Here is a 20,525-nt window from a genome sequence, read left to right on the forward strand (position 1 = left end):
GCTGCGCGCGGCACCGATCAGGACACCTGCGCCCGGCCGCATCCCGGCGGCGGTGGTTCCCGCAGGAAGCGGAGCATCCGCTCGGCGGCCTCGCGCGCGCTGTGCCCATCCCATACGGCGGGCACCTGCCGTTCCGGGATCCGGAACAGTCCCCAGTGCCGCATCCGGTAGTGGTTGGCGATCTGCCCGGTCGGCAAGGTCGCGTACACGACGAACCAGCCACCGCCGAAACAGAGTTCACCGTCGCTGTGCCGGATGCTCTTGTGCACGTCGTATCGGTCGCCGCGCGCCCACTCGTTGAATACGAGCGCGTTGTACAACATCCGATAGTGATACAGCTCGGCGAACGTATGGACGCCGTCACTGGTGTTCTCGTCCGCCTTGCCGTGCACGCCGCCTCCAGGTCGCTCACTGTGGTGGTGATCGGACGAGTACCCGATCCGGCTACCATTCGACGCGATGCACATCGACTCGATGCTCGATTCGCTGGACGGCTTGTCCGTGGGGGATGCGCTGGGCCAGCAGTTCCCGGTCATGCGCCGGTCCATCGACGACCTCCGGGCAGGTGAGCTGCCCACCGAGCGGTCTTGGGCGTGGACCGACGACACCGAAATGGCCTGCAGCGTGGTCGCCGAACTCCTGCGCAACGGTGCGATCGACCAGGATCGGCTCGCCACCGCTTTCGCGCGCCGGTTCCAGCCGCACCGTGACTACGGGTTCAACACGGTCGGGGTACTGCGCCGGATCGGCGCCGGCACACCCTGGCGGGACGCGGCCGGAGAGTTGTTCGAGCACCAGGGGTCCCGCGGTAACGGGGCGGCCATGCGGGTCGCCCCGCTGGGCGCCTGCTTCGCGGGCGATCCGCAACGGATCGTCACCGAGGCCGCCCGATCGGCCGAGGTCACACATACCCACCCGGAGGGTATCGCCGGCGCGGTCGCGGTGGCGCTGGCCGCCGGCCTGGCCGCCCACACGCGGCGGGCCGGTGTCCGGCCCACCCCGGCGGAGTTCGTCACCGCCGTTCTCGACCGGCTGGCCGACAGTGAGACGACCCGGCTGATCCACCGGGCCCGGTCGATGCTGGGCGTCTCCGCGGCGGAGGCCGCGCACGAACTCGGCAACGGTTCGCTGGTCACCGCGCAGAACACGGTGCCGTTCACGATATGGGTGGCGGCGGCCACCCTCGAGGACTATCCGGCCGCGATCACCACCTGTATCGCGGCGGACGGCGATATCGACACCACCAGCGCCATCACCGGCGGTATCGTCGCCGCCCACACCGGCACCGGCACCGGCCGGGCCGGTGCGGTGCCGCGGCAGTGGCTCACCGCACGGGAACCGCTGCCCCGCTGGTTCGACCCGGAACGCCGGCCGCCCCGGCCGACGGGGCTCGCCCGCGTGCGCCGTTGGTTGCCCGGCGGCTCGTGACGGTCCGGCGAGCGCACCTGTTCATCGACTGTCGCCGATCGAATTCCACGGCTCGCAGACACAGGCGGGGCCGGCCGGCGATCTCAGTGAATATGGTCCTGCCAGTCCGCCGGTACCCGATCCCGCGGCCCGGGCACGGTCTGCGAGCTCGGATGATCCCGCGGCGGCGCGAGTTCCGGGCCGGCCCCGTACATCTCACCGGACCGGTAGTCCCAGAACCAGTCCTCGCCCGGTTCGTAACTCTGCACGAACGGGTGCCCGGTCGCGGTGAAATGCGCGGTGGCATGCCGGGCGGGAGACGAATCACAGCAGCCGATATGACCGCACTGGGCACACCGCCGCAGATGCACCCACCAGCCCCGCGCCTGTTCGCATTCGACACACCCCGGGCCGCTGGGCGGCACGGCCGGGTCGATACCCTCGATGGCCTGAGACATCATGTACCTCCGCAAATGCCGATGGGGACGATTATCGCGCCGCACGCCGCCCGGGAGCAGCGCGGGGCCGGTAGCGAGAACGCGGACGCCGCCCGGCCACGACCGGAACCCTACCGCGTCCGCGAGGCCGATCGCCGTACACGCGGACAGATCGTCCGAGGTCGATGGGCCTGCCCATCCCGTCCTCGGCCGAGCAGCCGGACGTCGAGTCCGGCGAGATGGTCACGGCCGTAGCGACCGTATCGACGTCGCCGGTGTAGGCGGAGCAGAGCGCTCATCGCAGTTGACGAAACGGTCCGCCGGGTTCGCCGGCCACCGGCGCGGCCGTGTTCCGTTTCACCGGCCCGCACCCGGGTACGCGCCCGACGCCGGCAGTCGCCGGCCAGGGCAACGGGAGGAGAACGGCATGGCGGATGTGCACGCGCACCGGCTCACCGGAATCCGGGCGGCCACCACCCTGGTGGATCTGGGTTTCCCGGCAATCGCCGCGGGGGTGATCGCGCGCCGCCGGCCGATGCTCGGACTGCTGGAACGTCTCCGTGCCGACGAACGCGCGATCCAGCGGATCCGCGCCCTGCGCGCGGAGTTCGGCCGCGGACCGGTCGAACTGGTGGTGCCCGGCCGCCGGATCGTCGTGGTCCTCGACCCCGAGGATGTCGGCCGCGTACTCGATGAAGCACCCGCCCCGTTCGACCCGGCGAATCGGGAGAAACGGGCCGCGCTGGGGCAGTTCCAGCCGCACGGCGTGCTGGTGTCGCAAGGACCGGTCCGCGAACGGCGGCGCGCGGTGAACGAGGCGGCACTCGACACCGGCGCACCGCTGCACCGGCTCGCGACGCCGTTCGCGGCGAAGGTGGCCGACGAGGCACAGGATCTGCTCACCCGCGCCCGGGGGCGCGGGGTGCTGGACGCCGGTACGTTCACGGCCGCGTGGTGGCGGCTGGTGCGGCGGATCGCGCTCGGTGAGCGGGCGCGGCACGACGAGGCGATCACCGACGAGTTGTGGCGGCTGCGGTCGGCCGCGAACTGGTCGTTCCTGGCACCTCCGCACCGCAGACGCCGCGACCGGTTCCTCGCCCGGTTGTACGACTACGTGGAGTCGGCGGAACCGGAGAGCCTGGCGGGCGCGCTGGCCGCGGTACCCGCCGCCGGAGCGATCGACCCGGTGGGTCAGATGCCGCAGTGGTTGTTCGCCTTCGACGCCGCCGGAACAGCGCTCTCGCGGACCCTGGCCCTACTGGCCGACCATCCGGACCAGCGGGCGCGGGCCCGCGCCGAAGCCGAGGACCCCGGCACCGCCGGACTGCGGCCCTACCTCCGGGCCTGCGTGCTCGAATCGATCCGGTTGTGGCCCACCACTCCGGTCATCCTGCGCGACACCACCGAGTGGACCCGGTGGCGGTCCGGCTCGGCGGAGTTCGCGCTGGAGCCCGGGGCGGCACTGGTGATCGTGGCTCCGGCCTTCCATCGCGATCGCGACACGCTACCGTTCGCCGACCGGTTCGTGCCCGAGATCTGGCTGGACGGGCGCGCACAGGAGTATCCGCAGTTGGTGCCGTTCAGCGCCGGCCCCGCCGAATGCCCGGGACGGAATCTGGTCTTGTTCGTCACCAGCGCACTGCTCGCGCATCTGGTGTCCGGGCCCGAACTACGCCTGCGCTCGCATCCGCCGCTCGGCCCCGCCGCACCGCTGCCCGCCACCTTGAACAATTATGGGCTCGAGTTCTCGGTCGTGCCCGGCGCCGAAGCCCCGAGAATCGCGGACGCCACGCCGCGATGAGCACGGCCACAGCGGCCCACCGGCTCGTCCCGGGTGGTCGCCACGCCCGGTCAGCCGAGCGTCGCGAGCAGGTTCCGGCAGGCCTGCTCGCAGCGGCGGCATGCCTCGGCGCACACCTCGCAGTGCTCGTGCATACCGGCATGCCGCAGGCATTCCTCCCGGCACGCCGCACATGCGGCGGCGCAGGCCTCGAGCAATGGCCGAGTCGGCGCGGTGCGACCGCCGGTGTGCCGGGTGAGCACGCGACCGGTGGTGTCACAGATCTCGGCACAGTCCAGGTCGGTGCGGACACAGGTGACCAGGTCGGCGACCGTGGCTTCGCTCAGGCAGGAGTCCGCGCACGCGGTGCACACCTGCGCGCAGGAGAAACATTCCTCGATGCACCGGGCCAGTGCGGTGCGGTCGATTCCGTCCAGGTCGTGCGGGTACAGGTCCAGCATTTCGGCCGCATGCGTCATGGTGCGCTCCTCGCTCCGGTGGTCGGATTTCCCCGGCGTGCTACCCAGCGACCGGGCCCGCACACCTCCGCCGGGGAGGCGGCCCTCAGCGGGGTACCGCATACCGCGGCGCCGGACTCAGGTGTGCAGAACCTCAGACGGGGGGCGTCCGTAGTGATGGCGGTAGGCGATCGCGAAGCGGCCCGGATGGGCGAAACCCCACCGGTGGGCGATGGTCGCGACGGTCCGCCCGTCCCCGGCCGCGGCGGCGCGCAGGTCATCGTGCGCGCCGGCCAGCCGCAGCCTGCGCAGGTACCGCAGCGGTGTCGTGCCGAGGTGACGCCGGAACGCCAGCTGCAGGGCGCGCGGCGTCACGAACGCCGCGGCCGCTACCTCCGTGATGGTCACATCCTCGTGCAGATGCGATTCGAGATAGGCCACCGCGCGGCGGACCGTCTCCGGGTGGGCGTCGCGGCGGTCGGCGGCCGCGGCCTCGGTCACCGCCGTGGTCGGCATGGTGGCGAGCACGGTCGCGGCGAGATAGTCGGCCCCGGTCGCGGCGAGCAGTGGACTGTCCGCGGTGGCGGGGTCGGTGGCGACCCGTTGCAGGTGGATGATCACCGCCGTCAGCTGCCGGTTCGCCGCCTGGCTCATGGCCCGGTGGCCACTGATCCGGACGGGGTCCGCCGGATCGGCGGTGGTCGCGAGACGGTCCAGCAGCTCCGGGCCGAACATGGTGATGTCGTAGCGCGCGGAGCGGATCACCCCGGAATACGGCAGATCGTGCGGGGTGAGCAGGCCGGAGTCGCCGGGGGTGAAGGTGTCGCGACCCTCACCGTGGTAATCCTCCTCGACCGTCCCGGAGTGCACCGTCACCAGGCAGACCTTGTTCAGCGGGTCGGCGTCGTAGGCCATATCGAAACCCAGGTCCAGCCGGTCGAGACTGACCGGGCCGAGCATGTCGCGGCGGATGCGGGTGCGCACCCCGCGTGGGCTGTCGTTGCCGATCTGCATCTGGGTGTAGGCGTCGTTGAGGAATGCCTCGGTCGCACCGAGGTCCTCGCTGTCGAACGCCAGACTCTGCATGAACAGCCTCTCGTCGGGTCGAACGCACCATCGGCGGTCGTACAAGTGGAACGATGGTCGTTCTCTTCTACGACACCATGTGTACTCGCCCGGATCAAACCGGTCGACGAACGCTGTGACCCCGACGACCCGCCGATTCCCGGCAGGCGGCTCCTGGGAGAAGCCCGCACCACGCTCATGACCGCCACGCACCGAGCCGAAAGGCCGACGCATTGCCGGTCGTGCTGTCGCCCCCGGACGGGACGCCCGGAGGCGTCCAGTATCCGCGACCGGAGGCGCCCGCATGCGCGGAGCGACCTGCCGGCCGCCTCGGCTATCCGGAAAACGCAGCCCACCGACCTCGGCGATTCACAAAACGAAAGAAGCGGGTCGATCTTGATTGCTGACGCCGCGAGGCGGTAGCCGGGGATCGTGTCGCCCTCCGACGGCGCCGATCGAGGCGGAGGCAACGGAAAGCGAGGTTCTCGATGACGACTGTGGCCGCATACGACTCCCCCACCACCGCGCGGCGGGCCAGCCGCGGTACCGACAGCTACGACGGGATCGAGCCGCTCTTGGAGCAGCTCGCGGAGATGGACAGCGACGACCCCGGGCGACCGGAGTTGCGCGAGGAGATCATGCGGCGTTGCCTGCCGCTCGCCGATCACATCGCGCGCCGGTTCACCGGCCGCGGGGAAACCTACGACGATCTGCACCAGATCGCCTCCCTGGGCCTGGTGCTGGCCGTGGACCGTTACGACGCGACCCGGGGCGCCAACTTCCTGGCCTTCGCGGTGCCCACCATCATGGGCGAGGTTCGCCGCCATTTCCGCGACCACACCTGGGCGGTCCGCGTCCCGCGGCGGTTGAAGGAAACCCAGCTCGCCCTCGGCCCCACCATCGAACGCCTCAGCCAGGAGCTCGGCCGCACCCCGACCGCGCTCGATATCGCCGTGGCCATGAATCTCGACCTCAACGAGGTCACCCAGGCACTGCTGGCCGGGAATGCCTACCGCACCGATTCGCTCGACGCCTCGGTGGAGCAGAACGACAACAGCGGGACGGCGGCGAAGAGCGCCGACACCCTCGGCGACGAGGATCCGTCCTACGAGCTCACCGAGAACGCCCTGACCATCGCACCCCTGCTGCGGGACCTACCGGCCCGCGACCAGCGGGTGCTGCATATGCGATTCTTCGAGAACCGCACCCAGGCGCAGATCGCGGCCGAACTGAATGTCTCCCAGATGCAGATCTCGCGCATTCTGTCGCGGACACTGGCACTCCTGCGCGACCGCGCCCTGCGTGACTGACCGCCCGGCGACCGCGGACGGCACTGCTCCGGCCGAGCGTCGCGGGGGCGAATCGCCTCGCGGACGCTCGGCCGGAGCATCGGTCACCGGTGACGACGAACGGTTCTCACTTCGCGGGCATCGCGTACCGGCCCATGAGCTCCTCGACGAACGCCCGCAGCTCGGCATGCCCCTGCCGCATCCCCACCGCCCCTTCGTTGCCGAGGATGCGCGCCGCGCCGGTGAGCAGCATCGAGACCACGACGGGCGGGAATCGCTCCAGATCGACACCGTGCGCACGCAGTACGAGGGTTACGGCCGCGGTCTCGATATCCCGGACCCGCTCGGCGTACGCCTTGAGTTCGACGCCGACCGCTTTGCGATGGTTGGCCAGCGCCATGAACTCGGTGTTCAACTGGGTGAACCGGTCGTCGGTATTGATCTCCCACAGCGCCTGGAGCGGGTCGGCGGCGGTGAGCGCCTGCCGCATTCGCTCCAGCGCGCGCTCGGCGCCCGCCCGCATGACGGCGACGAACAGCTCGTCCATCGTGGGAAAGTAGTAGTAGACCAGCGCGGATCTCACTCCGGCCTGTGCCGCGACCCGGCGCGATGTGGCCGCGGCGTACCCCTCTTCACGGATGATCTGAGCGGTCGCCTCCATGAGCCGGAGCCGCGTTCCGGCCTCGTCGGTCCTGGTCGCACGCTTCGTGGCCATTCAGCGACACCACCCGGACGCGTTCCCGGCAAGCGTGTTCGCGCGCGCCGCCACACTCCTCGGCCGGCCGAAGCGGCACATGGTAGTCATGCCGCACCTTAACATTTGATCGATCGATCAAATTCGGCCGCTTCGGCTCGCCGACCCCGCACCGATAATCAGGCCCATCGGTCGGCACCGTCCGGCAAGTGCCCCGTTCCCGGTTCAGATCATCGAGCGGTGCATGCCCTGCGGTTCCCCACCCAGCTGCGTCAACGCCGAGGCGTGGAAGATGTAGCCGGGCACATGGATCGCGTGCGCCAGCCCGGCGTGCGCGTCGCGGAAGAACCGCTGCATGGGGAACCGGTAGTGCAGCGCTCCGCCACCGGACCTGGCGAAGATTTCGTCCACCGCGCGGACCGCGCGCCATGCCGCCGCGGTCTGGGTGCGCCGGCCGATCGCGCGTTCCTCGAAGCCGACTTCCCGGCCCTTTTCCGTACTGTCCCAGAACCGGTCGACGTTCTCGAGCAGCGCCGCCCGGGAGGCGGCGATTTCGGCGGCCGCCTCTCCGATCGCGAACAGGATGTACGGATCCTCCTTGATCGGGATACCGGTCACCGCGACCCGCTCCCGCTGGGCGGCGATATGGCAGGCCAGCGCTCCCTCGGCGATACCGATCACCGCGGAGGTGATACCCAGCGGGAACATGCAGGAGAAGGGCATCCGGTACAGGGTCTCGGTACGGCCCGCCCGGCGCACGGCGGTACCGTCCATGACTTTCGCGGCCGACAGTGTGCGGTAGGCGGGGACGAACGCGTTCCGCACGATCAGGTCCTTGGATCCCGTACCGCGCAATCCGATCACATCCCAGGAGTCCGCGACGATCTCGTAGTCGGACCGGGGCAGGATCACGTGCAGCGAATCCGGCGGCAGCACCGGTTTGCCGGCGGCATCGCCGACCAGCGCGCCCAGGAACGCCCACTGGCAGTGGTCGGTGCCGGAGGAGAACGACCAGCGTCCGTTGAGCAGGTAGCCGCCGTCGACAGGGGTGGCCACGCCCATCGGCGCGTACGGTGACGCGACCCAGGTGTCCGGATCGGTGCCCCAGATCTCCTCCTGTACCCGGGGATCGGCGAAGGCGAGCTCCCACGGGTGCACGCCGACGATCCCGGTGACCCAGCCCGCCGCACCGTCCATGGCGGCGATGGCCATGGTGGTCTCCGCGAATTCACGGGGATGGCATTCGAGTCCGCCGTACGTTTTCGGTTGCAGCATCCGTATCGCACCGGATTCGCGGAGTCGGCGCGCCGAGGTGTCGGCGAGGCGCATGAGCCTGTCGCCTTCGGTTCCCGCGGCGCGGATTTCTTCCGCGTACTGCTCGATCCGGTCCGTTACCCGACCCATGGCTCCCACTTCCTGTTCGATATCCCGCCGCCGCGCGGTGCGCGCGGCCGCGGCGCCGCGGAGACGCCGTAGACCCACGCCTTCCCGTCGCCGAGGCTGCCAGCCGTTTCGCTGTTCTGTCCGAGGACCTTCCGGTGAGCGAGACGATCACCGGGCCGGTGGCTCAGTGCGAGCCCAGCGCTTCCAGCGGTCGAACGCCTGCGGTCGGCTCCGTCCGGTCGCGAGGGCCGGGGAACAGGGTGCGCGAGATCTCGCGGGACAGGTTCATCACCAGTGGCGCGACCCGGTCGAGCCGCGCGGTGCTCGCGTCGCCGCACAATGAGACCGCGGCGACCGGACCGGCGTCACCGCGCACCGCGGCGCCGACACAGGCCACCCCGGACGCCGATTCGCTGTCGTCGAAGGCGAGTCCGCCGCGCAGCCGGATGCGGCTGAGTTCGTGGTGCAGGCTCGCGCGCTCGGCGATCGTCCGGCCGGTGCGGCGGGGCAGGGACGGGCGGTAGAGGCGGTCGATCGACTCCGGTTCCAGGGCCGCCAGGATCGCTTTTCCACCGGCCGTGGCATAGGCCGGGGCGGACCCGCCCACCCGGGAGGGCAGCCGGGTGGCGAACCGCCCACCGACCTTGTCGAGGTAGACGGTGTCGCCGCCGTCGAGCACCGTCAGGTGCACCACCAGGCCGGTCCGCAGGTGTAGTTCATGCAGCAACGGGGCCGCCGCCGCCCGGATCCGGTCGTGCCCGTCCCCGCCGAGACCGCGTGCGCGGCGGCCGAGCGCGTAGCCGAGGGAGGTGTGCTCGACCCAAGCGGACTCGGTGAGCTGGTGCAGGATGCGGTAGACGGTGGAGCGCGGCAGCCGCGCGCGCCGCGCGACCTCCTCGAGGGACAGCCGCGAGCTCCGGTTGTCGAACGCATCCAGGATCCGGGTCATCCGCTCGACCATGGACAGCGGCAGGTCCGGTTCGCCGGTCTGCTCGGCAGTGCCGTTCCCCGAATCAATGATGGTCATCGACTTCTCCAAAAGAGCTGTTCAGAAGCCTTTCATAGGCAAAAACTGAAATTGATTCTCGCACCACAGTAACACTCGCCGGCTCCCGCGGAGCGGAAACGACGAGTTACCCGCGAGCACAGCTCATGACCCGGCCCGGACGAGTCCGGCGGCCGCCGCGCGTACCACTCCCCCGTGAACCTGCCCGCGTCCTCAGGACCAGCGCGCCTGCCCCCCGTCCAGCGGAATCGTCGCCCCGGTCAGGTAGCCCGCGTCCGGTCCCACCAGGAACGCGACCGCGCGGCCGATATCGTTCTCACAGTCACCGATCCGGCCCAGCGGGATGGTGGCGACGAATTCGGCCGCCTCCTCGGGATTGTGTTCGGTCCACCATTTCAAACCCGGTGACAGGGCGTGCGGGGCGACCGCGTTCACCCGGATGCCGTCCCGCCCCCATTCGCTGGCGGCGGTCCGGGTCAGCGAACGCATCGCCTCCTTGGTGGCCGCGTACAGACCGTATCCGCTGGCATCCCAGCGCACCGCCGCCGAGGTGACCATATTGACGATCGCCCCACCGCCCCGGGCCTTCATATACGGATGGCAGGCCTGCATCAGCCGCAAGGTGGCGACCGGGCCGGTGGTCAGCGCCTCGTTCATGCGTTTCGGCGTGATGTCGAGCAGTGGCCCGAGCGCGGTCTGGTTGGCGTTGTTGATCAGGATGTCCACCCCGCCGAAGAGCTCCGCCACCTGCTCGACCAAGGGCTCCAGCCGATCGGTCTCGCCGATATCGCACACCACGGGTGCGGCCCGGCCCCCGGCCGCGCGGATGTGCTCGGTGGTGGCGCGGAGGGTGTCCTCGGTTCGCCCCACCACCGCGATCGCCGCACCTTCCGCCGCGAGCGCGTAGGCGATACCCTGCCCCACACCCTGACCACCGCCGGTCACGATGGCCACCTTGCCCTCGGATGAACCCATTGTCGATCGTCTCCCACTGTTCGTCGTGTGCGGCACCGTGCGGCGCACGGTGCCGCGGACGCTAGCCGCGCCGCGGTTTCGACCGCGGACGGTGGTCTCGCTCAGTGGCAACGACCGCCTGACTTTCCGGCGCGCCGTGAGAGGTTGTCAGCCGCTACGCACCGTGAACGAGAGGGTCGCCACCATGACGACACCGGCAGACGCACAGCAGCGCCTCAACGAAGTCATCACGCGGCTGACCGGGCCGGGTGGCCGGTTCGAGATCACCGTGGAAGAGGTGCTCGGCGCCACCATGCCCGTGATGCGGCATCGCGGGCGCGCGGTCGGCGACCTGGTGGCCGCGTCCCGGGCCTGGCAGGACCGCGACTACCTGGTGACCGCCGACCGCCGTATCTCCTATGCGCAGCACGCGGATGCCGTCGCCGCGCTGGCCACCGCGTTGCGCGACGAGTACGGCGTACGCCGGGGCGACCGGGTCGCGCTGCTGGCCGCCAACTGTCCCGAATGGGTGACGGCGTTCTGGGCCGCCCAGTGCCTGGGCGCCGTCGCCGTCGGGCTGAACAGCTGGTGGATGCCCCGGGAGATCGAGTACGGACTCGAACACAGCCGGCCGCGGGTGCTGATCGTCGATGCCAAACGCGCCGCGCTCCTGGCCGATATCGATACCGCGGAGATCGCCGTGCTCACCGTCGAGGAAGACGTTCCACGGCTCGTCGCGGCCCACTCCGGCGCCGAGCTGCCCCGGCCCGAGGTCGACGAGGACGATCCGGCGGTCATCCTCTACACCAGCGGCACCAGCGGCCGGCCCAAAGGCGCGTTGCATTCCCAGCGCAACCTGCTCGCGGTCGTCGACTACCACCGTTTCTCCGACGCCATGGCGGCGGCGTTCACCGGGCGCGCCTATTCCGACACCGAGCCGAGTCCCCTGCGCTATCTGCTGACCTCACCGCTGTTCCATATCGCCAGCCTGCACAACCTGGTGGTGCCACGCCTGGCGACCGGGGGCACCGTGGTGATGTACCAGGGCGCTTTCGCCGCGGATCCGGTGCTGGGACTGATCGAACGGGAACGGGTCACGAACTGGGGCGCGGTGCCGACCATGGCCGCACGACTGCTCGAACACGGCGATATCGACAACTACGATCTCTCGTCGTTGACGGCGTTCGCACTCGCCTCGGCCCCGTCGTCGATCGCGCTCAAGGACCGGCTGCGGCAGCGGTTCCCGTTCGCCCGCGACGCCCTGGTCGACAGCTACGGGCTCACCGAATGCAGTACCGCCGTAGCGGTCGCCACGACCGCCGAGCTCGAGCAGTACCCCGGCACGCTCGGCCGGCCGATTCTCACGGTATCGGTGGAGATCCGCGACCCGTTCGGCGAGCGTGTCCCCGACGGCACCGAGGGCGAGGTGTGCGTGCGCAGCCCCTTCGTCATGCTCGGCTACTGGGCGGACGAGGCGGCCACCGCCGCCGCGATCACCCCGGACCGCTGGTTGCGCACCGGTGATTTCGGCATCCTCGAGGACGGCCGGCTGCGGTTGACCGGCCGCCGCTCGGATCTGATCCTGCGCGGCGGCGAGAACGTCTACCCCACCGAGATCGAGCAGTGCCTGGACGAACATCCGGCGGTCGCGGAGTGCGCTGTCGTGGGTGTTCCGCACGAGGATCTGGGGCAGGAGGTGGCGGCGATCGTCGTGGTACGCCCGGGTGCGACCGTCGACGAGGCGCGACTGCACGAGTACGCCGCCGCACGGCTGTCGTACTACAAAGTGCCCAGCCGCTGGCGGATCACCACCGAGCCGCTGCCGCGCAACGCGACCGGGAAGGTCATCCGGCGCGGTCTCACGGCCTGAATGACTCCGGCCACTCCGCGAGCAGCAGATCGCACGCCATGCGCAGGTCCGCTTCGGCGTCGGCGATGGTGATCCGGCCGTTGAGGCACGACTGGATGATGCCGAAGACCGAATGGATCAGTACCCGCAGCAGCCGGGCATCCCGTTCGGTCACCTGCTCGATCCCGGCGGCGTCGTACAGCAGGTGCCGGAAATTGCGGTCCACCCCGGCGGTGTCCGGCACCGCGGACGCCCGCGCCGCGCTGTTGGACTGGATCATCGCGGTGGCCAGCAGCGGCCGGCCCAGCAGTACGCGAACCACCTGGAGCAACCGGTCGTGGACCGCGTCCCGGGCGCTCTGTTCCGGGTCGGGCCGCCGGGCGTATTTCGCGCGCATCCGGTCGATCTGATCGAGCATGACCGCCACGAACAAATGGGTTTTGGACGGGAAATACCGGTACAGGGTGGCGACCGCGACACCCGCGAGTTTCGCCACCTCATGCATCTGGACCCGTTCGAGTTCCTTGTCGGTGGCCAGCGTCGCGGCGGCGTCGAGGATGCGGACCACCCGGGCATGCTGCTCGGTGGAACTCGGTGCCGCGGCATCGCGCGTTTCGGCGATCCTCGGCATAACTCCCCTTCCTCGTCCCACCGCCCGGTATCCGTCGCGTCGGCACCGGCCGCCCGAGACCGGCGGCGGACTTCTTCCTCGGGTGGGACCGCCCGCCGCGGAGTCGACGCTACCGACCCCGCATCGCCGCCCGGTGGTCGCGGTCCCGGCCAGTGAGAGCGCCGGCCGCGGCGCCGGCCGCGCACCCCTACCGTGAGCGCCGCGGGCCACGCGCAGGTCGTGACCGAACCCACTGCTGTGCGCGAGTCGCGCACCCGAGGAGGATACCGATGTCACAGGAATTCCAAGGCCGGGTCGCGCTGGTCACCGGCGCCGCACGCGGTCAGGGTCGCGCGCACGCACTCGCGTTCGCCGAGCGGGGCGCCGATATCGTCCTGTGTGATCGGTGCGAGGACAGTGCCGCCCTGGACTATCCACTCGGCACCCGCGCCGACCTCGCGCATACCGCGGAACTGGTCACCGCCCTCGGCCGCCGGTGTGTGAGCGTGCGGGCCGATACCGCCGACCGGGCCGCGATGGACGCGCTGGTGCGGCGGGCCGAAGACGAACTCGGATCGGTGGATATCGCGGTCGCCAACGCGGGGGTCACCGGGGTCGCGCCGATCGGTGAACACACCACCGAGCTCTGGCACGAAGTGATCGGCAGCAACCTCACCGGGGTGTTCAACACGCTGGCCGCGGTCACCCCGGGCATGATCGCCCGCAAGTACGGCCGCATCATCACCACCTCATCGATGATGGGACGCGGCGCGAGCCCGGCCATGGCCTCCTATGTGGCCTCCAAATGGGGTGTGATCGGCCTGACCAAATCGCTGGCGATGGAACTCGCCCCGCACGGCATCACGGTGAACTCCGTGGCCCCGGGCAATATCGCCACCCCCATGGTGCAGAACGACGCCATGTACCGCCGCTTCCGGCCCGATCTCGCCGATCCAGCCTGGGAGGACGTGGCGCCGGTCCTCGCCGGGCTGACCCATCTGCTGCCCGTCGCCGCCCTGGAACCGGAGGAGGTCTCCCGGGTCGTGCTCTTCCTCGCCGCCGAGGCGAGCGCCCACCTCACCGGCATGGTCTTCCCGGTGGATGCCGGAGCCGGCGCCAAGGGCAACGCCTGAGCCGCACAGCCGCCACGTATCCGCGACCGACTCTCCGCCCAGGCGCGCCCCGACCGGACCGGCCACCCGGAGGCACGGTCAGAAGCGGGACCGCCGGAAACCGCCCTCGGAGTCGAGCACCTGCCCGACCACCCAGCGGCCCGCGTCGGAGACCAGCCATTCGATCAGCCGGGCCGGATCTTCGGGCCGGCCGGCCCGGCCGCGCGGGAACGCGGAGTGCACCTGTTCGACGAACTCCGCGGGCAGGCCCGTGGTATCCGGGGCGAGGAAGCCCGTATCGACCGGGCCGGGATTGACGGTGTTGAGCACGATGCCGCGGTCGATCAGTTCGTCGGCGACCGTCGCCGTCATGCCCGCCAGCACCGATTTCGCCGAGCCGTAGGCGATTTCCGCGCGCATCGGCGCCAAGTGCTGGCCGGAGGTCATCCAGATCACCCGGCCGCGATCGGCGACCTCGCCACGATCGGGCCGGAACTGCCGGGTGAACGCCCGGGTGAGCAGCAGCACCGAGCGGGCGTCCACGGCCCAGTGCGCGTCCAGCATCGCGGCGTCGATATCGAGCAGGGTCCCGTCTCCACCGCTGCGGGCATGATTGGCGATCAGGATGTCCACGTGCCCGAACTCGGCGACCGCGGCGTCCACGACCTCCGCCGGGGCGGCGGGGTCGGCGAAATCGACACTGTGGTCCACCACCCGTGGCGCGGCGGACAATCCGCGGCGGATCGCGTCGATATCGTCGGCGCCCCAGGGTTGTTCCTCGTCGTGGGGCCGCCAATGGGTCAGGTAGAGCGCTGCGCCCCGGTCGGCCAGCCGCCGGGCGATCGCGTAGCCGATCCCGGCCCGGCGTCCCACGCCGGTCACCACGGCCACTCGTCCGGTGAGGTCTCGTTCGGCGTGCATCACCGGACATTGCACTGCCCACCGGCCGTCGACGCAACTGATTTCCGGGGTGTGTCACTTCGCGGTCCGGTCCGCGACAGCACCTTCCACACGGCCGCGCGCCAACGGTGCGATGATCGCTGTGCCGCGCCCGGTTTCCGCGGGCGCCGTCGGGAGAACGGAGGCCACCGGGTGGGTATCGGAATTTCCGGGGTGAGTGTCGGCCACTGGACCGATGAGGTGGGCCGGACCGGCTGTACGGTGCTCCTGCTACCGGCGGGCACCGTCGCCTCGTGCGAGGTACGCGGCGGCGCCCCGGCCAGTCGTGAACTCGATGCCCTGTCCCCGGACAAAGCCGTGGTATCCATCGATGCCGTCGTCCTGACCGGTGGGTCGGCCTTCGGTCTCGCCGCGGCCGACGGTGTCCTGCGCCACCTCGAAGAACAGGATCGCGGCGTCCCCACTCCCGCCGGGCGCGTCCCGATCGTCCCCACGCTGGCACTGTTCGACCTGGGCGCGGGCGATCCCGCGGCCAGGCCCACCGCCGAGTCCGGTTACCTCGCGGCCCGGGCGGCCGCCGGGGAGCAGATCCTCATGGGCCGCGTCGGCGCCGGCACCGGCGCCCATACCTCCCAGTGGCGCGGGCCGGAGCTGCGCCGGCCGGGCGGCCTGGGCTACGCCGAGCGCCGGCTGGGTGATCTGGTGGTCGGTGCGTTGTGCGCGGTCAACGCCTTCGGCGATATCGACCTCGGTGCGGCGGATATCTCGCTGGACGCGGTGCTGCGGCTCGAGGGCGGGTTCGATTTCGCGCGCACCCGCGACCACACCACCATCGGCGCTGTCATCACCAATGCCCGGCTGGACAAACCGGGCTGCCGTATCGTCGCCCAGGGCGCCCACGACGGTCTCTCGCGGGCCCTGACACCGCCGCACACCCGCTTCGACGGGGACGGTTTCATCGCCGCCGCCACCGGCACCGTCGACGCACACGTCGATACGGTGCGGCTGATGGCGCTGGCCGCCGTCGTCGACGCGATCCGCTCGGTCGCCACCCGCGAAACCTGAACCGGCCCGGCCCGTTCACGCCGAGCGCGCCGCGGGACATCACCACCGGAAGCGGGCCGGGCCGCCGCCGGTCTGTGGATTCAGCGGCCGAACACCGTGTTCAGCACCTCCGCCGCGGCCTGGTTCAGCGGCACCAATACCCGCCGGTTCAAGAAACCGAGCGGGCGCACGACGACGAAATCCCATACTGCCGCGAGCGCACGCAGCACCGGCCGCAACACGGTCCGATAGACAAAAACACACGGCACCACGACCAGCACCCGCACCACAGCGGTCGCCCCGCGCCAACCGTAGGACACGATCGTCGCGAGGAGCAGCCCGCACGGCCGTAACACCCAGCGCCACAGCTGCCGCAGCGGCCACACCACACACCACCGCCACAGCCACTCCGCGGTCGACGCGATCGCACCCAGCACCGGTCGCAGGACCCAGCGCCACAGCAGTTCGAGTCCGGGCAGCAGCAGCCGTCGCCAGAGCCACCGTTCGATCGCGTGCCGCAGCGGCCGCAGCAGCCAGTCCATCAGCAGCGCCCCCAACGGCGTGAGCACCATGCCCCACAGCACATGCTGGAGCGCCCACCCCCACACCACATCCTTGACGAACAGCCACAGCGGCCGCACCACCCAGTACCAGAGGAACCGGCCCACCGGCACCAGCAGCCGTTCCAGTACGTAGACGCCCGCCGCGACGACCGCCCGCCCGCACAACTTCACTCCCTCCCAGAGCAACCGCACCGGCACCAGCAACACCACCGCCAAGGCCCGCGCGACCCATTCGCCGATCGACACCCGTGGCCGGGGTTCCCGTGGATCTGTCGAAGACATCGAATCCTCCTCCCGCCCGGAATCATCGCACCCCGGAGGACCCACCGTTAACGGTTGGTTCCCTTGGGCCGTGGCCGTGTGCAGACCAGCGGGCCGGCGCGACAGGGTCCCGGCGGTAGGCGCGCCCGGACCGGCTCACGCCCGAACCGGGCCGTCGGCAACACTGCGGTGGATGCGCGGACCGCCGAGGCCGCTCGGGACCATGTTCGCTCGGATGCTGTTCATCGGTCCGGGGCCGGGGCACGGGCGGAAAGGCGAGGTCCGCGTCTCAATCCGCGGTCGGTACCCTCGGCGCGAATCCCTCGGCGAGCAGTTCGAAGGCGCGGTCGGCCTCGGCGATCGCGACCGGGTGCCGCTGTGCCGCGCTGCGCCCGGCAGCCATCTCGCGCCAGTTGGCCTCGCACAGGTTGCGGCGCACCGCGGTGATCGCGCTCGCGGCCAGTCGCGCGTCGAGATCATCGGGCGGGCCGAGGGTTCCGGCGAGGGCGATCTCGCCGCTGCCGAGGAACCGCGCGAGTCGCGCGGTGAGCGCCGGAGTATCCAGTACCAACCGGTAGCAGGCCACCACTGCGGGTGTGTCACACAGGCCGGTGGCGGGTTCGTGGTTGTCCAGGCCGGTGCGGAACGCCGCGTGCAGCGCGTCCAGTGGTGTCTGCCCTCGTCCCCGATCCCGTACCACCCGGGCCGCGTCGTCGACGTGGTCGGCGAATCGCTGTACGACGAGGTCCTCTTTGGAGGGGAAGTACTGGAAAAGGGTGCGCTTGGACACCTCTGCCGCCGTCGCGATGTCCACCACCGATACCGCATCGAACCCGTCGGCCAGGAACAATTGGAGGGCGGCATCGGAGATGGCCGCGCGCGTTCGACGCTTCTTGCGCTCACGGAGGCCCGGCTCGGGATTCATACCGGACAGCCTAGCCGAAAGGTAGACCTGGTTAATAAGTAAACTTGGTATACATTTGCGATATGCGAATCGGCGTTGCCCTGCCCACCGACTACTACGAACAACTCACTCCCGGCGTGAATCCCGTCGAATACCTACTCGATCAGGCCCGCAAGCTCGTCGAACTCGGCGTCTCCGCGGTGTGGCTGACCCAGCGTTTCGACTACGACGCATTGGCGGTCGCCACGCTGATCGGCCGGGAACTTCCCGGTACCACGGTCGGTACCGCGATCGTGCCCATCCACCCGCGCCACCCCAGCGCGCTGGCCATGCAGGCGCACACAGCGCAGGCGGCCGGTGGCGGACGATTCGAACTCGGCCTGGGCCTGTCCCTGCCGGAGATCGCCGCCGGCTACGGCAATACCCACCCGCGCATCCGATACCTGCGCGAATACCTCTCCGCCCTGCGCGAACTGCTGCACACCGGCACAGTCGACCACACCGGCGAGACGCTGGTGGCCAGGTCTCCGACCCGCAGCACCATGCCGGCCCTCCACTCACCGGTGCCCATACTGCTGGCCGCCTCCGGCCCGCTGACGCTGCGGGTCGCGGCGGAACTCGCCGACGGAGCCCTCCCGCTGCTCACCGGGCCGAAGACACTGGCGGACTTCACCATTCCCACACTCGCCCGACGAGCCGCGGCAGCCGGCCGGACAATGCCCCGGGTGATCGGCATGGTGGGTGGCGTGGTGACAGCCGACGTGGCAGGCGCACGCGAGCGAGCGGCACAGCAGATGCACAGATATGGCGAGATGCCTGCGTATCGGGCGCTACTGGACCGCGAGAACATCACCGACCCGGCCGAACTGGCCGTGATCGGCGACGAGCAGACCATGGCGGACGCGGTGTCCCGCTACGCCGAAGCCGGCGCCGACGAACTGATCTTCGCACTCACCGCTCTGGGTTCGGACCGTGACGAGGAGCGAACCTGGGCGTTACTCGGCGAGCTCGGCAGCCACTGAACACCCACTCCGGCCCCGGTCCGGTTCGCGGCTTCGAGAAAACCGTTGGCGCCGACCGCTGGAGTACGGGCGATCATGGCCGGTATGGACGTGCCGAATGTGGAAGACCCTGACCGGATCGGGGAAGCGAAGTTGCGAGACGGCCGCCGGTTGGCGTGGGCCGAGTGGGGCCCGGTCGACGGCCGCCCGGTGGTGTTCTGTCCCGGGGCAGGGTGGGGGCGCCGGCTCGGGTTCGGCTCCGGAGTGCCGGCCCGGTCGGGGGTCCGGCTGGTCTCGGTGGAGCGGCCCGGTTCGGGGGAATCGACCGGGATGCCGGGGCGCACACTGCTGGATTGGGCCGACGATATCGGGCAGTTGGATTTCGCCGACCCCGCGGTCGTGGGTTTCTCACAGGGCGCCCCGTTCGCCCTCGCCCTGGCTGCGCGAGGGGTCACCTCCTCGGTGGCGATCGTGTCCGGCGGTGACGAGCTCGCCTATCCGGGAACAACTCTGCCGGCGGAGGTCCGGCGGCTGGTCGAGCTGGTGGCCGCCGACCCGGCCGGCGCCGAGCGCGAATTCGCGCGCTTCGGGAGCGCCGAGACCCTGTGGCAGCTGAGCATCGAGGGCAGCTCCCGAGCCGACCGTGAGATCTACCTGCGACCGGAGTTCGCCCGAACCTTCCGTCGCGCGCTGGATGCCGGCTTCGCGCACGGCTCGGCCGGCTATGCCCGCGATACGGTCCTGCACTTCGCGCGCTGGCCGTTCCGAGTCGAGGAGCTCACTGCCCGCGTTCACCTCTGGTACGGCGGGCAAGACGGCAACCCCACCCACTCCCCCGATCACGGCGCCACTCTCGCCGGCCGGATCCCGAACGCAACCCGGCACTACCTGCCCGACAGCGGCGCCGCGCTGCTGTGGACACACGGCTACGAGATCCTCGAACAAATCTTGTGATCGCCCGAGACCACGGGGTGGCCACTGTCGACCGGTCCCGCGGCGTGGACATCGGCCCCGGGGCAGCCGGTCGGCGCAGACGAGGATTTCCCGCCCGGACAGCGGCCGGGGCGGTGGTCCGCAACGCTGTCCACGATGGTGGCGGCCGTGGGCGAGTGGCCGGTGGAGCTCCACCACGCGGTGGCGGACCCCGCCGCGCCCGAACCACTTTCCGCGGCGGCGATACCCCGGCCGCGGGGATGTCACAGTCGGTGCGGCTGCTCCGTCGACTCTGCAGCAGACGAGAAACGGGTACCGCACCCGCCGAGACCTACGGAGTTCCGATGACCGCTTCCGCCCAGACCGCTCCCGTCCTCGTTCGATCCGCCGAAGCCGAGACCCTCCAGGACGGTGCGCTGAGCCTGATCACCCTCCTCGCCGACGCCGGCGCCACCGGAGGTGCGCTCACCGCGAACAAGGCGACCCTGCACAAGGGTTCGCCCGGTGCGCCTGCGCATTTCCACACCGCCGCGACCGAGATGTTCCTGGTGCTGGACGGTTCGGTGCGGATCCTGCTCGGCGAGGAGATCGTGCACCTCGAGCGGGGTGATTTCCTGACCGTGCCGCCCACGGTCCCCCATGCCTTCGCCCCGGCCGCCGGGGCCGAGGCGGAACTGCTCGTGGTCTTCACCCCCGGGCTGCACCGGTTCGACTACTACCGGCTGCTCGAGCGGGTTCATCGCGGAGAGGCGAGCGTCGAGGAGATCCGCGCGAGCTCGCAGCGCTACGACAACCACTACGTCGAGAGCCCGGTCTGGCGCGACGAGCTCGCCCGGGCCTGACTGCCCGAACGCACCGCAGCGGCCGCCGGCCCC

At 70.5% G+C, this 20,525-nt stretch carries 21 protein-coding genes; 9 read left to right on the top strand and 12 right to left on the bottom strand.

What is annotated here, in order from left to right; translation table 11 throughout:
• Window positions 1-17: 17 nt before the first annotated feature.
• Window positions 18-392, bottom strand: a complete 375-nt coding sequence (locus IG75_RS0132515; RefSeq protein WP_030525114.1) for a WDGH domain-containing protein — start codon at window positions 390-392, stop codon at window positions 18-20.
• Between the two features lie 67 nt (window positions 393-459).
• Here IG75_RS0132515 and IG75_RS0132520 point away from each other — a divergent pair, with 67 nt between their 5' ends.
• The gene (locus IG75_RS0132520; protein WP_051715398.1) at window positions 460-1,428 is read left to right on the top strand and encodes an ADP-ribosylglycohydrolase family protein; all 969 of its coding nucleotides are present in this window, start codon (window positions 460-462) and stop codon (window positions 1,426-1,428) included.
• 83 nt (window positions 1,429-1,511) lie between these two features.
• Here the strand turns inward: IG75_RS0132520 and IG75_RS0132525 are convergent, their stop codons facing one another.
• Entirely contained in the window at window positions 1,512-1,865 is a 354-nt protein-coding gene (locus IG75_RS0132525) for a UBP-type zinc finger domain-containing protein (protein WP_030525112.1), read from the bottom strand.
• A gap of 406 nt (window positions 1,866-2,271) precedes the next feature.
• Between IG75_RS0132525 and IG75_RS0132535 the strand changes: the two genes are divergently transcribed.
• Window positions 2,272-3,645, top strand: a complete 1,374-nt coding sequence (locus IG75_RS0132535; protein ID WP_051715400.1) for a cytochrome P450 — start codon at window positions 2,272-2,274, stop codon at window positions 3,643-3,645.
• Between the two features lie 50 nt (window positions 3,646-3,695).
• Here the strand turns inward: IG75_RS0132535 and IG75_RS0132540 are convergent, their stop codons facing one another.
• Together IG75_RS0132540 and IG75_RS0132545 are read right to left on the bottom strand one after the other, a co-directional pair.
• On the bottom strand, window positions 3,696-4,103 hold the full coding sequence (locus IG75_RS0132540) for a four-helix bundle copper-binding protein (protein ID WP_030525110.1): 408 nt from the start codon (window positions 4,101-4,103) through the stop codon (window positions 3,696-3,698).
• 117 nt (window positions 4,104-4,220) lie between these two features.
• Window positions 4,221-5,168 carry a helix-turn-helix transcriptional regulator gene (locus tag IG75_RS0132545; RefSeq protein WP_030525109.1) on the bottom strand — a complete coding sequence of 316 codons (948 nt, stop codon included), beginning with the start codon at window positions 5,166-5,168 and terminating at the stop codon, window positions 4,221-4,223.
• A gap of 467 nt (window positions 5,169-5,635) precedes the next feature.
• Here IG75_RS0132545 and IG75_RS0132550 point away from each other — a divergent pair, with 467 nt between their 5' ends.
• Window positions 5,636-6,457, top strand: coding sequence for a SigB/SigF/SigG family RNA polymerase sigma factor (locus IG75_RS0132550; protein ID WP_030525108.1), 822 nt, complete (start codon window positions 5,636-5,638; stop codon window positions 6,455-6,457).
• A 106-nt stretch (window positions 6,458-6,563) separates the two neighbouring features.
• On the opposite strand, the gene IG75_RS0132555 is transcribed toward IG75_RS0132550, so the two are convergent.
• From IG75_RS0132555 to IG75_RS0132570, 4 genes are all read right to left on the bottom strand, one after another.
• Window positions 6,564-7,151, bottom strand: a complete 588-nt coding sequence (locus IG75_RS0132555; RefSeq protein WP_030526060.1) for a TetR/AcrR family transcriptional regulator — start codon at window positions 7,149-7,151, stop codon at window positions 6,564-6,566.
• 204 nt (window positions 7,152-7,355) lie between these two features.
• The gene (locus tag IG75_RS0132560) at window positions 7,356-8,534 is read right to left on the bottom strand and encodes an acyl-CoA dehydrogenase family protein (protein ID WP_030525106.1); all 1,179 of its coding nucleotides are present in this window, start codon (window positions 8,532-8,534) and stop codon (window positions 7,356-7,358) included.
• Between the two features lie 163 nt (window positions 8,535-8,697).
• Window positions 8,698-9,540 (bottom strand): IclR family transcriptional regulator, encoded by an 843-nt coding sequence (locus tag IG75_RS0132565; RefSeq protein WP_081877284.1) that lies wholly within the window; start codon window positions 9,538-9,540, stop codon window positions 8,698-8,700.
• 192 nt (window positions 9,541-9,732) lie between these two features.
• Window positions 9,733-10,494 (bottom strand): SDR family NAD(P)-dependent oxidoreductase, encoded by a 762-nt coding sequence (locus IG75_RS0132570; RefSeq protein ID WP_030525104.1) that lies wholly within the window; start codon window positions 10,492-10,494, stop codon window positions 9,733-9,735.
• A 184-nt stretch (window positions 10,495-10,678) separates the two neighbouring features.
• Here IG75_RS0132570 and casG point away from each other — a divergent pair, with 184 nt between their 5' ends.
• The gene (gene casG, locus IG75_RS0132575) at window positions 10,679-12,343 is read left to right on the top strand and encodes a steroid-24-oyl-CoA synthetase (protein ID WP_030525103.1); all 1,665 of its coding nucleotides are present in this window, start codon (window positions 10,679-10,681) and stop codon (window positions 12,341-12,343) included.
• Here casG and IG75_RS0132580 read toward each other — a convergent pair.
• On the bottom strand, window positions 12,333-12,953 hold the full coding sequence (locus IG75_RS0132580; RefSeq protein ID WP_030525102.1) for a TetR/AcrR family transcriptional regulator: 621 nt from the start codon (window positions 12,951-12,953) through the stop codon (window positions 12,333-12,335). The two genes, casG and IG75_RS0132580, sit on opposite strands and share 11 nt — an antisense overlap.
• A gap of 269 nt (window positions 12,954-13,222) precedes the next feature.
• Here IG75_RS0132580 and IG75_RS0132585 point away from each other — a divergent pair, with 269 nt between their 5' ends.
• The gene (locus tag IG75_RS0132585) at window positions 13,223-14,065 is read left to right on the top strand and encodes a mycofactocin-coupled SDR family oxidoreductase (protein WP_030525101.1); all 843 of its coding nucleotides are present in this window, start codon (window positions 13,223-13,225) and stop codon (window positions 14,063-14,065) included.
• 78 nt (window positions 14,066-14,143) lie between these two features.
• On the opposite strand, the gene IG75_RS0132590 is transcribed toward IG75_RS0132585, so the two are convergent.
• Window positions 14,144-14,965 carry an SDR family oxidoreductase gene (locus tag IG75_RS0132590; RefSeq protein WP_030525100.1) on the bottom strand — a complete coding sequence of 274 codons (822 nt, stop codon included), beginning with the start codon at window positions 14,963-14,965 and terminating at the stop codon, window positions 14,144-14,146.
• Between the two features lie 171 nt (window positions 14,966-15,136).
• On the opposite strand from IG75_RS0132590, the gene IG75_RS0132600 reads away from it, so the two are divergent.
• Window positions 15,137-16,009, top strand: coding sequence for a P1 family peptidase (locus tag IG75_RS0132600; protein ID WP_030525099.1), 873 nt, complete (start codon window positions 15,137-15,139; stop codon window positions 16,007-16,009).
• Between the two features lie 80 nt (window positions 16,010-16,089).
• On the opposite strand, the gene IG75_RS0132605 is transcribed toward IG75_RS0132600, so the two are convergent.
• On the bottom strand, window positions 16,090-16,833 hold the full coding sequence (locus IG75_RS0132605; protein ID WP_156059312.1) for a hypothetical protein: 744 nt from the start codon (window positions 16,831-16,833) through the stop codon (window positions 16,090-16,092).
• 268 nt (window positions 16,834-17,101) lie between these two features.
• Window positions 17,102-17,737, bottom strand: coding sequence for a TetR/AcrR family transcriptional regulator (locus tag IG75_RS0132610; RefSeq protein ID WP_030525097.1), 636 nt, complete (start codon window positions 17,735-17,737; stop codon window positions 17,102-17,104).
• Window positions 17,738-17,799: 62 nt separating this feature from the next.
• On the opposite strand from IG75_RS0132610, the gene IG75_RS0132615 reads away from it, so the two are divergent.
• The 3 genes from IG75_RS0132615 to IG75_RS0132625 all read left to right on the top strand — a co-directional run bounded on the left by IG75_RS0132615 (window position 17,800) and on the right by IG75_RS0132625 (window position 20,492).
• Window positions 17,800-18,738 (top strand): TIGR03564 family F420-dependent LLM class oxidoreductase, encoded by a 939-nt coding sequence (locus IG75_RS0132615; protein WP_030525096.1) that lies wholly within the window; start codon window positions 17,800-17,802, stop codon window positions 18,736-18,738.
• Between the two features lie 84 nt (window positions 18,739-18,822).
• Window positions 18,823-19,671, top strand: a complete 849-nt coding sequence (locus IG75_RS0132620) for an alpha/beta fold hydrolase (RefSeq protein ID WP_030525095.1) — start codon at window positions 18,823-18,825, stop codon at window positions 19,669-19,671.
• A gap of 323 nt (window positions 19,672-19,994) precedes the next feature.
• The gene (locus tag IG75_RS0132625; RefSeq protein ID WP_030525094.1) at window positions 19,995-20,492 is read left to right on the top strand and encodes a cupin domain-containing protein; all 498 of its coding nucleotides are present in this window, start codon (window positions 19,995-19,997) and stop codon (window positions 20,490-20,492) included.
• The last annotated feature ends 33 nt before the right edge of the window (window positions 20,493-20,525 follow it).

This window comes from Nocardia rhamnosiphila NBRC 108938 (genome assembly GCF_000720425.1).
Lineage (GTDB): Bacteria > Actinomycetota > Actinomycetes > Mycobacteriales > Mycobacteriaceae > Nocardia > Nocardia rhamnosiphila.

What these genes read in the sequence shown, in the direction of transcription:
- IG75_RS0132525 (WP_030525112.1), bottom strand. Translation starts at nt 1,865, where the DNA reads ATGTCTCAGGCCATCGAGGGTATCGACCCGGCCGTGCCGCCCAGCGGC.
- casG (WP_030525103.1), top strand. Translation starts at nt 10,679, where the DNA reads ATGACGACACCGGCAGACGCACAGCAGCGCCTCAACGAAGTCATCACG.
- IG75_RS0132545 (WP_030525109.1), bottom strand. Translation starts at nt 5,168, where the DNA reads ATGCAGAGTCTGGCGTTCGACAGCGAGGACCTCGGTGCGACCGAGGCA.
- IG75_RS0132615 (WP_030525096.1), top strand. Translation starts at nt 17,800, where the DNA reads ATGCGAATCGGCGTTGCCCTGCCCACCGACTACTACGAACAACTCACT.
- IG75_RS0132560 (WP_030525106.1), bottom strand. Translation starts at nt 8,534, where the DNA reads ATGGGTCGGGTAACGGACCGGATCGAGCAGTACGCGGAAGAAATCCGC.
- IG75_RS0132540 (WP_030525110.1), bottom strand. Translation starts at nt 4,103, where the DNA reads ATGACGCATGCGGCCGAAATGCTGGACCTGTACCCGCACGACCTGGAC.
- IG75_RS0132535 (WP_051715400.1), top strand. Translation starts at nt 2,272, where the DNA reads ATGGCGGATGTGCACGCGCACCGGCTCACCGGAATCCGGGCGGCCACC.
- IG75_RS0132610 (WP_030525097.1), bottom strand. Translation starts at nt 17,737, where the DNA reads ATGAATCCCGAGCCGGGCCTCCGTGAGCGCAAGAAGCGTCGAACGCGC.
- IG75_RS0132590 (WP_030525100.1), bottom strand. Translation starts at nt 14,965, where the DNA reads ATGCACGCCGAACGAGACCTCACCGGACGAGTGGCCGTGGTGACCGGC.
- IG75_RS0132565 (WP_081877284.1), bottom strand. Translation starts at nt 9,540, where the DNA reads ATGACCATCATTGATTCGGGGAACGGCACTGCCGAGCAGACCGGCGAA.
- IG75_RS0132555 (WP_030526060.1), bottom strand. Translation starts at nt 7,151, where the DNA reads ATGGCCACGAAGCGTGCGACCAGGACCGACGAGGCCGGAACGCGGCTC.
- IG75_RS0132580 (WP_030525102.1), bottom strand. Translation starts at nt 12,953, where the DNA reads ATGCCGAGGATCGCCGAAACGCGCGATGCCGCGGCACCGAGTTCCACC.
- IG75_RS0132550 (WP_030525108.1), top strand. Translation starts at nt 5,636, where the DNA reads ATGACGACTGTGGCCGCATACGACTCCCCCACCACCGCGCGGCGGGCC.
- IG75_RS0132585 (WP_030525101.1), top strand. Translation starts at nt 13,223, where the DNA reads ATGTCACAGGAATTCCAAGGCCGGGTCGCGCTGGTCACCGGCGCCGCA.
- IG75_RS0132625 (WP_030525094.1), top strand. Translation starts at nt 19,995, where the DNA reads ATGACCGCTTCCGCCCAGACCGCTCCCGTCCTCGTTCGATCCGCCGAA.
- IG75_RS0132520 (WP_051715398.1), top strand. Translation starts at nt 460, where the DNA reads ATGCACATCGACTCGATGCTCGATTCGCTGGACGGCTTGTCCGTGGGG.
- IG75_RS0132570 (WP_030525104.1), bottom strand. Translation starts at nt 10,494, where the DNA reads ATGGGTTCATCCGAGGGCAAGGTGGCCATCGTGACCGGCGGTGGTCAG.
- IG75_RS0132620 (WP_030525095.1), top strand. Translation starts at nt 18,823, where the DNA reads ATGGACGTGCCGAATGTGGAAGACCCTGACCGGATCGGGGAAGCGAAG.
- IG75_RS0132605 (WP_156059312.1), bottom strand. Translation starts at nt 16,833, where the DNA reads ATGTCTTCGACAGATCCACGGGAACCCCGGCCACGGGTGTCGATCGGC.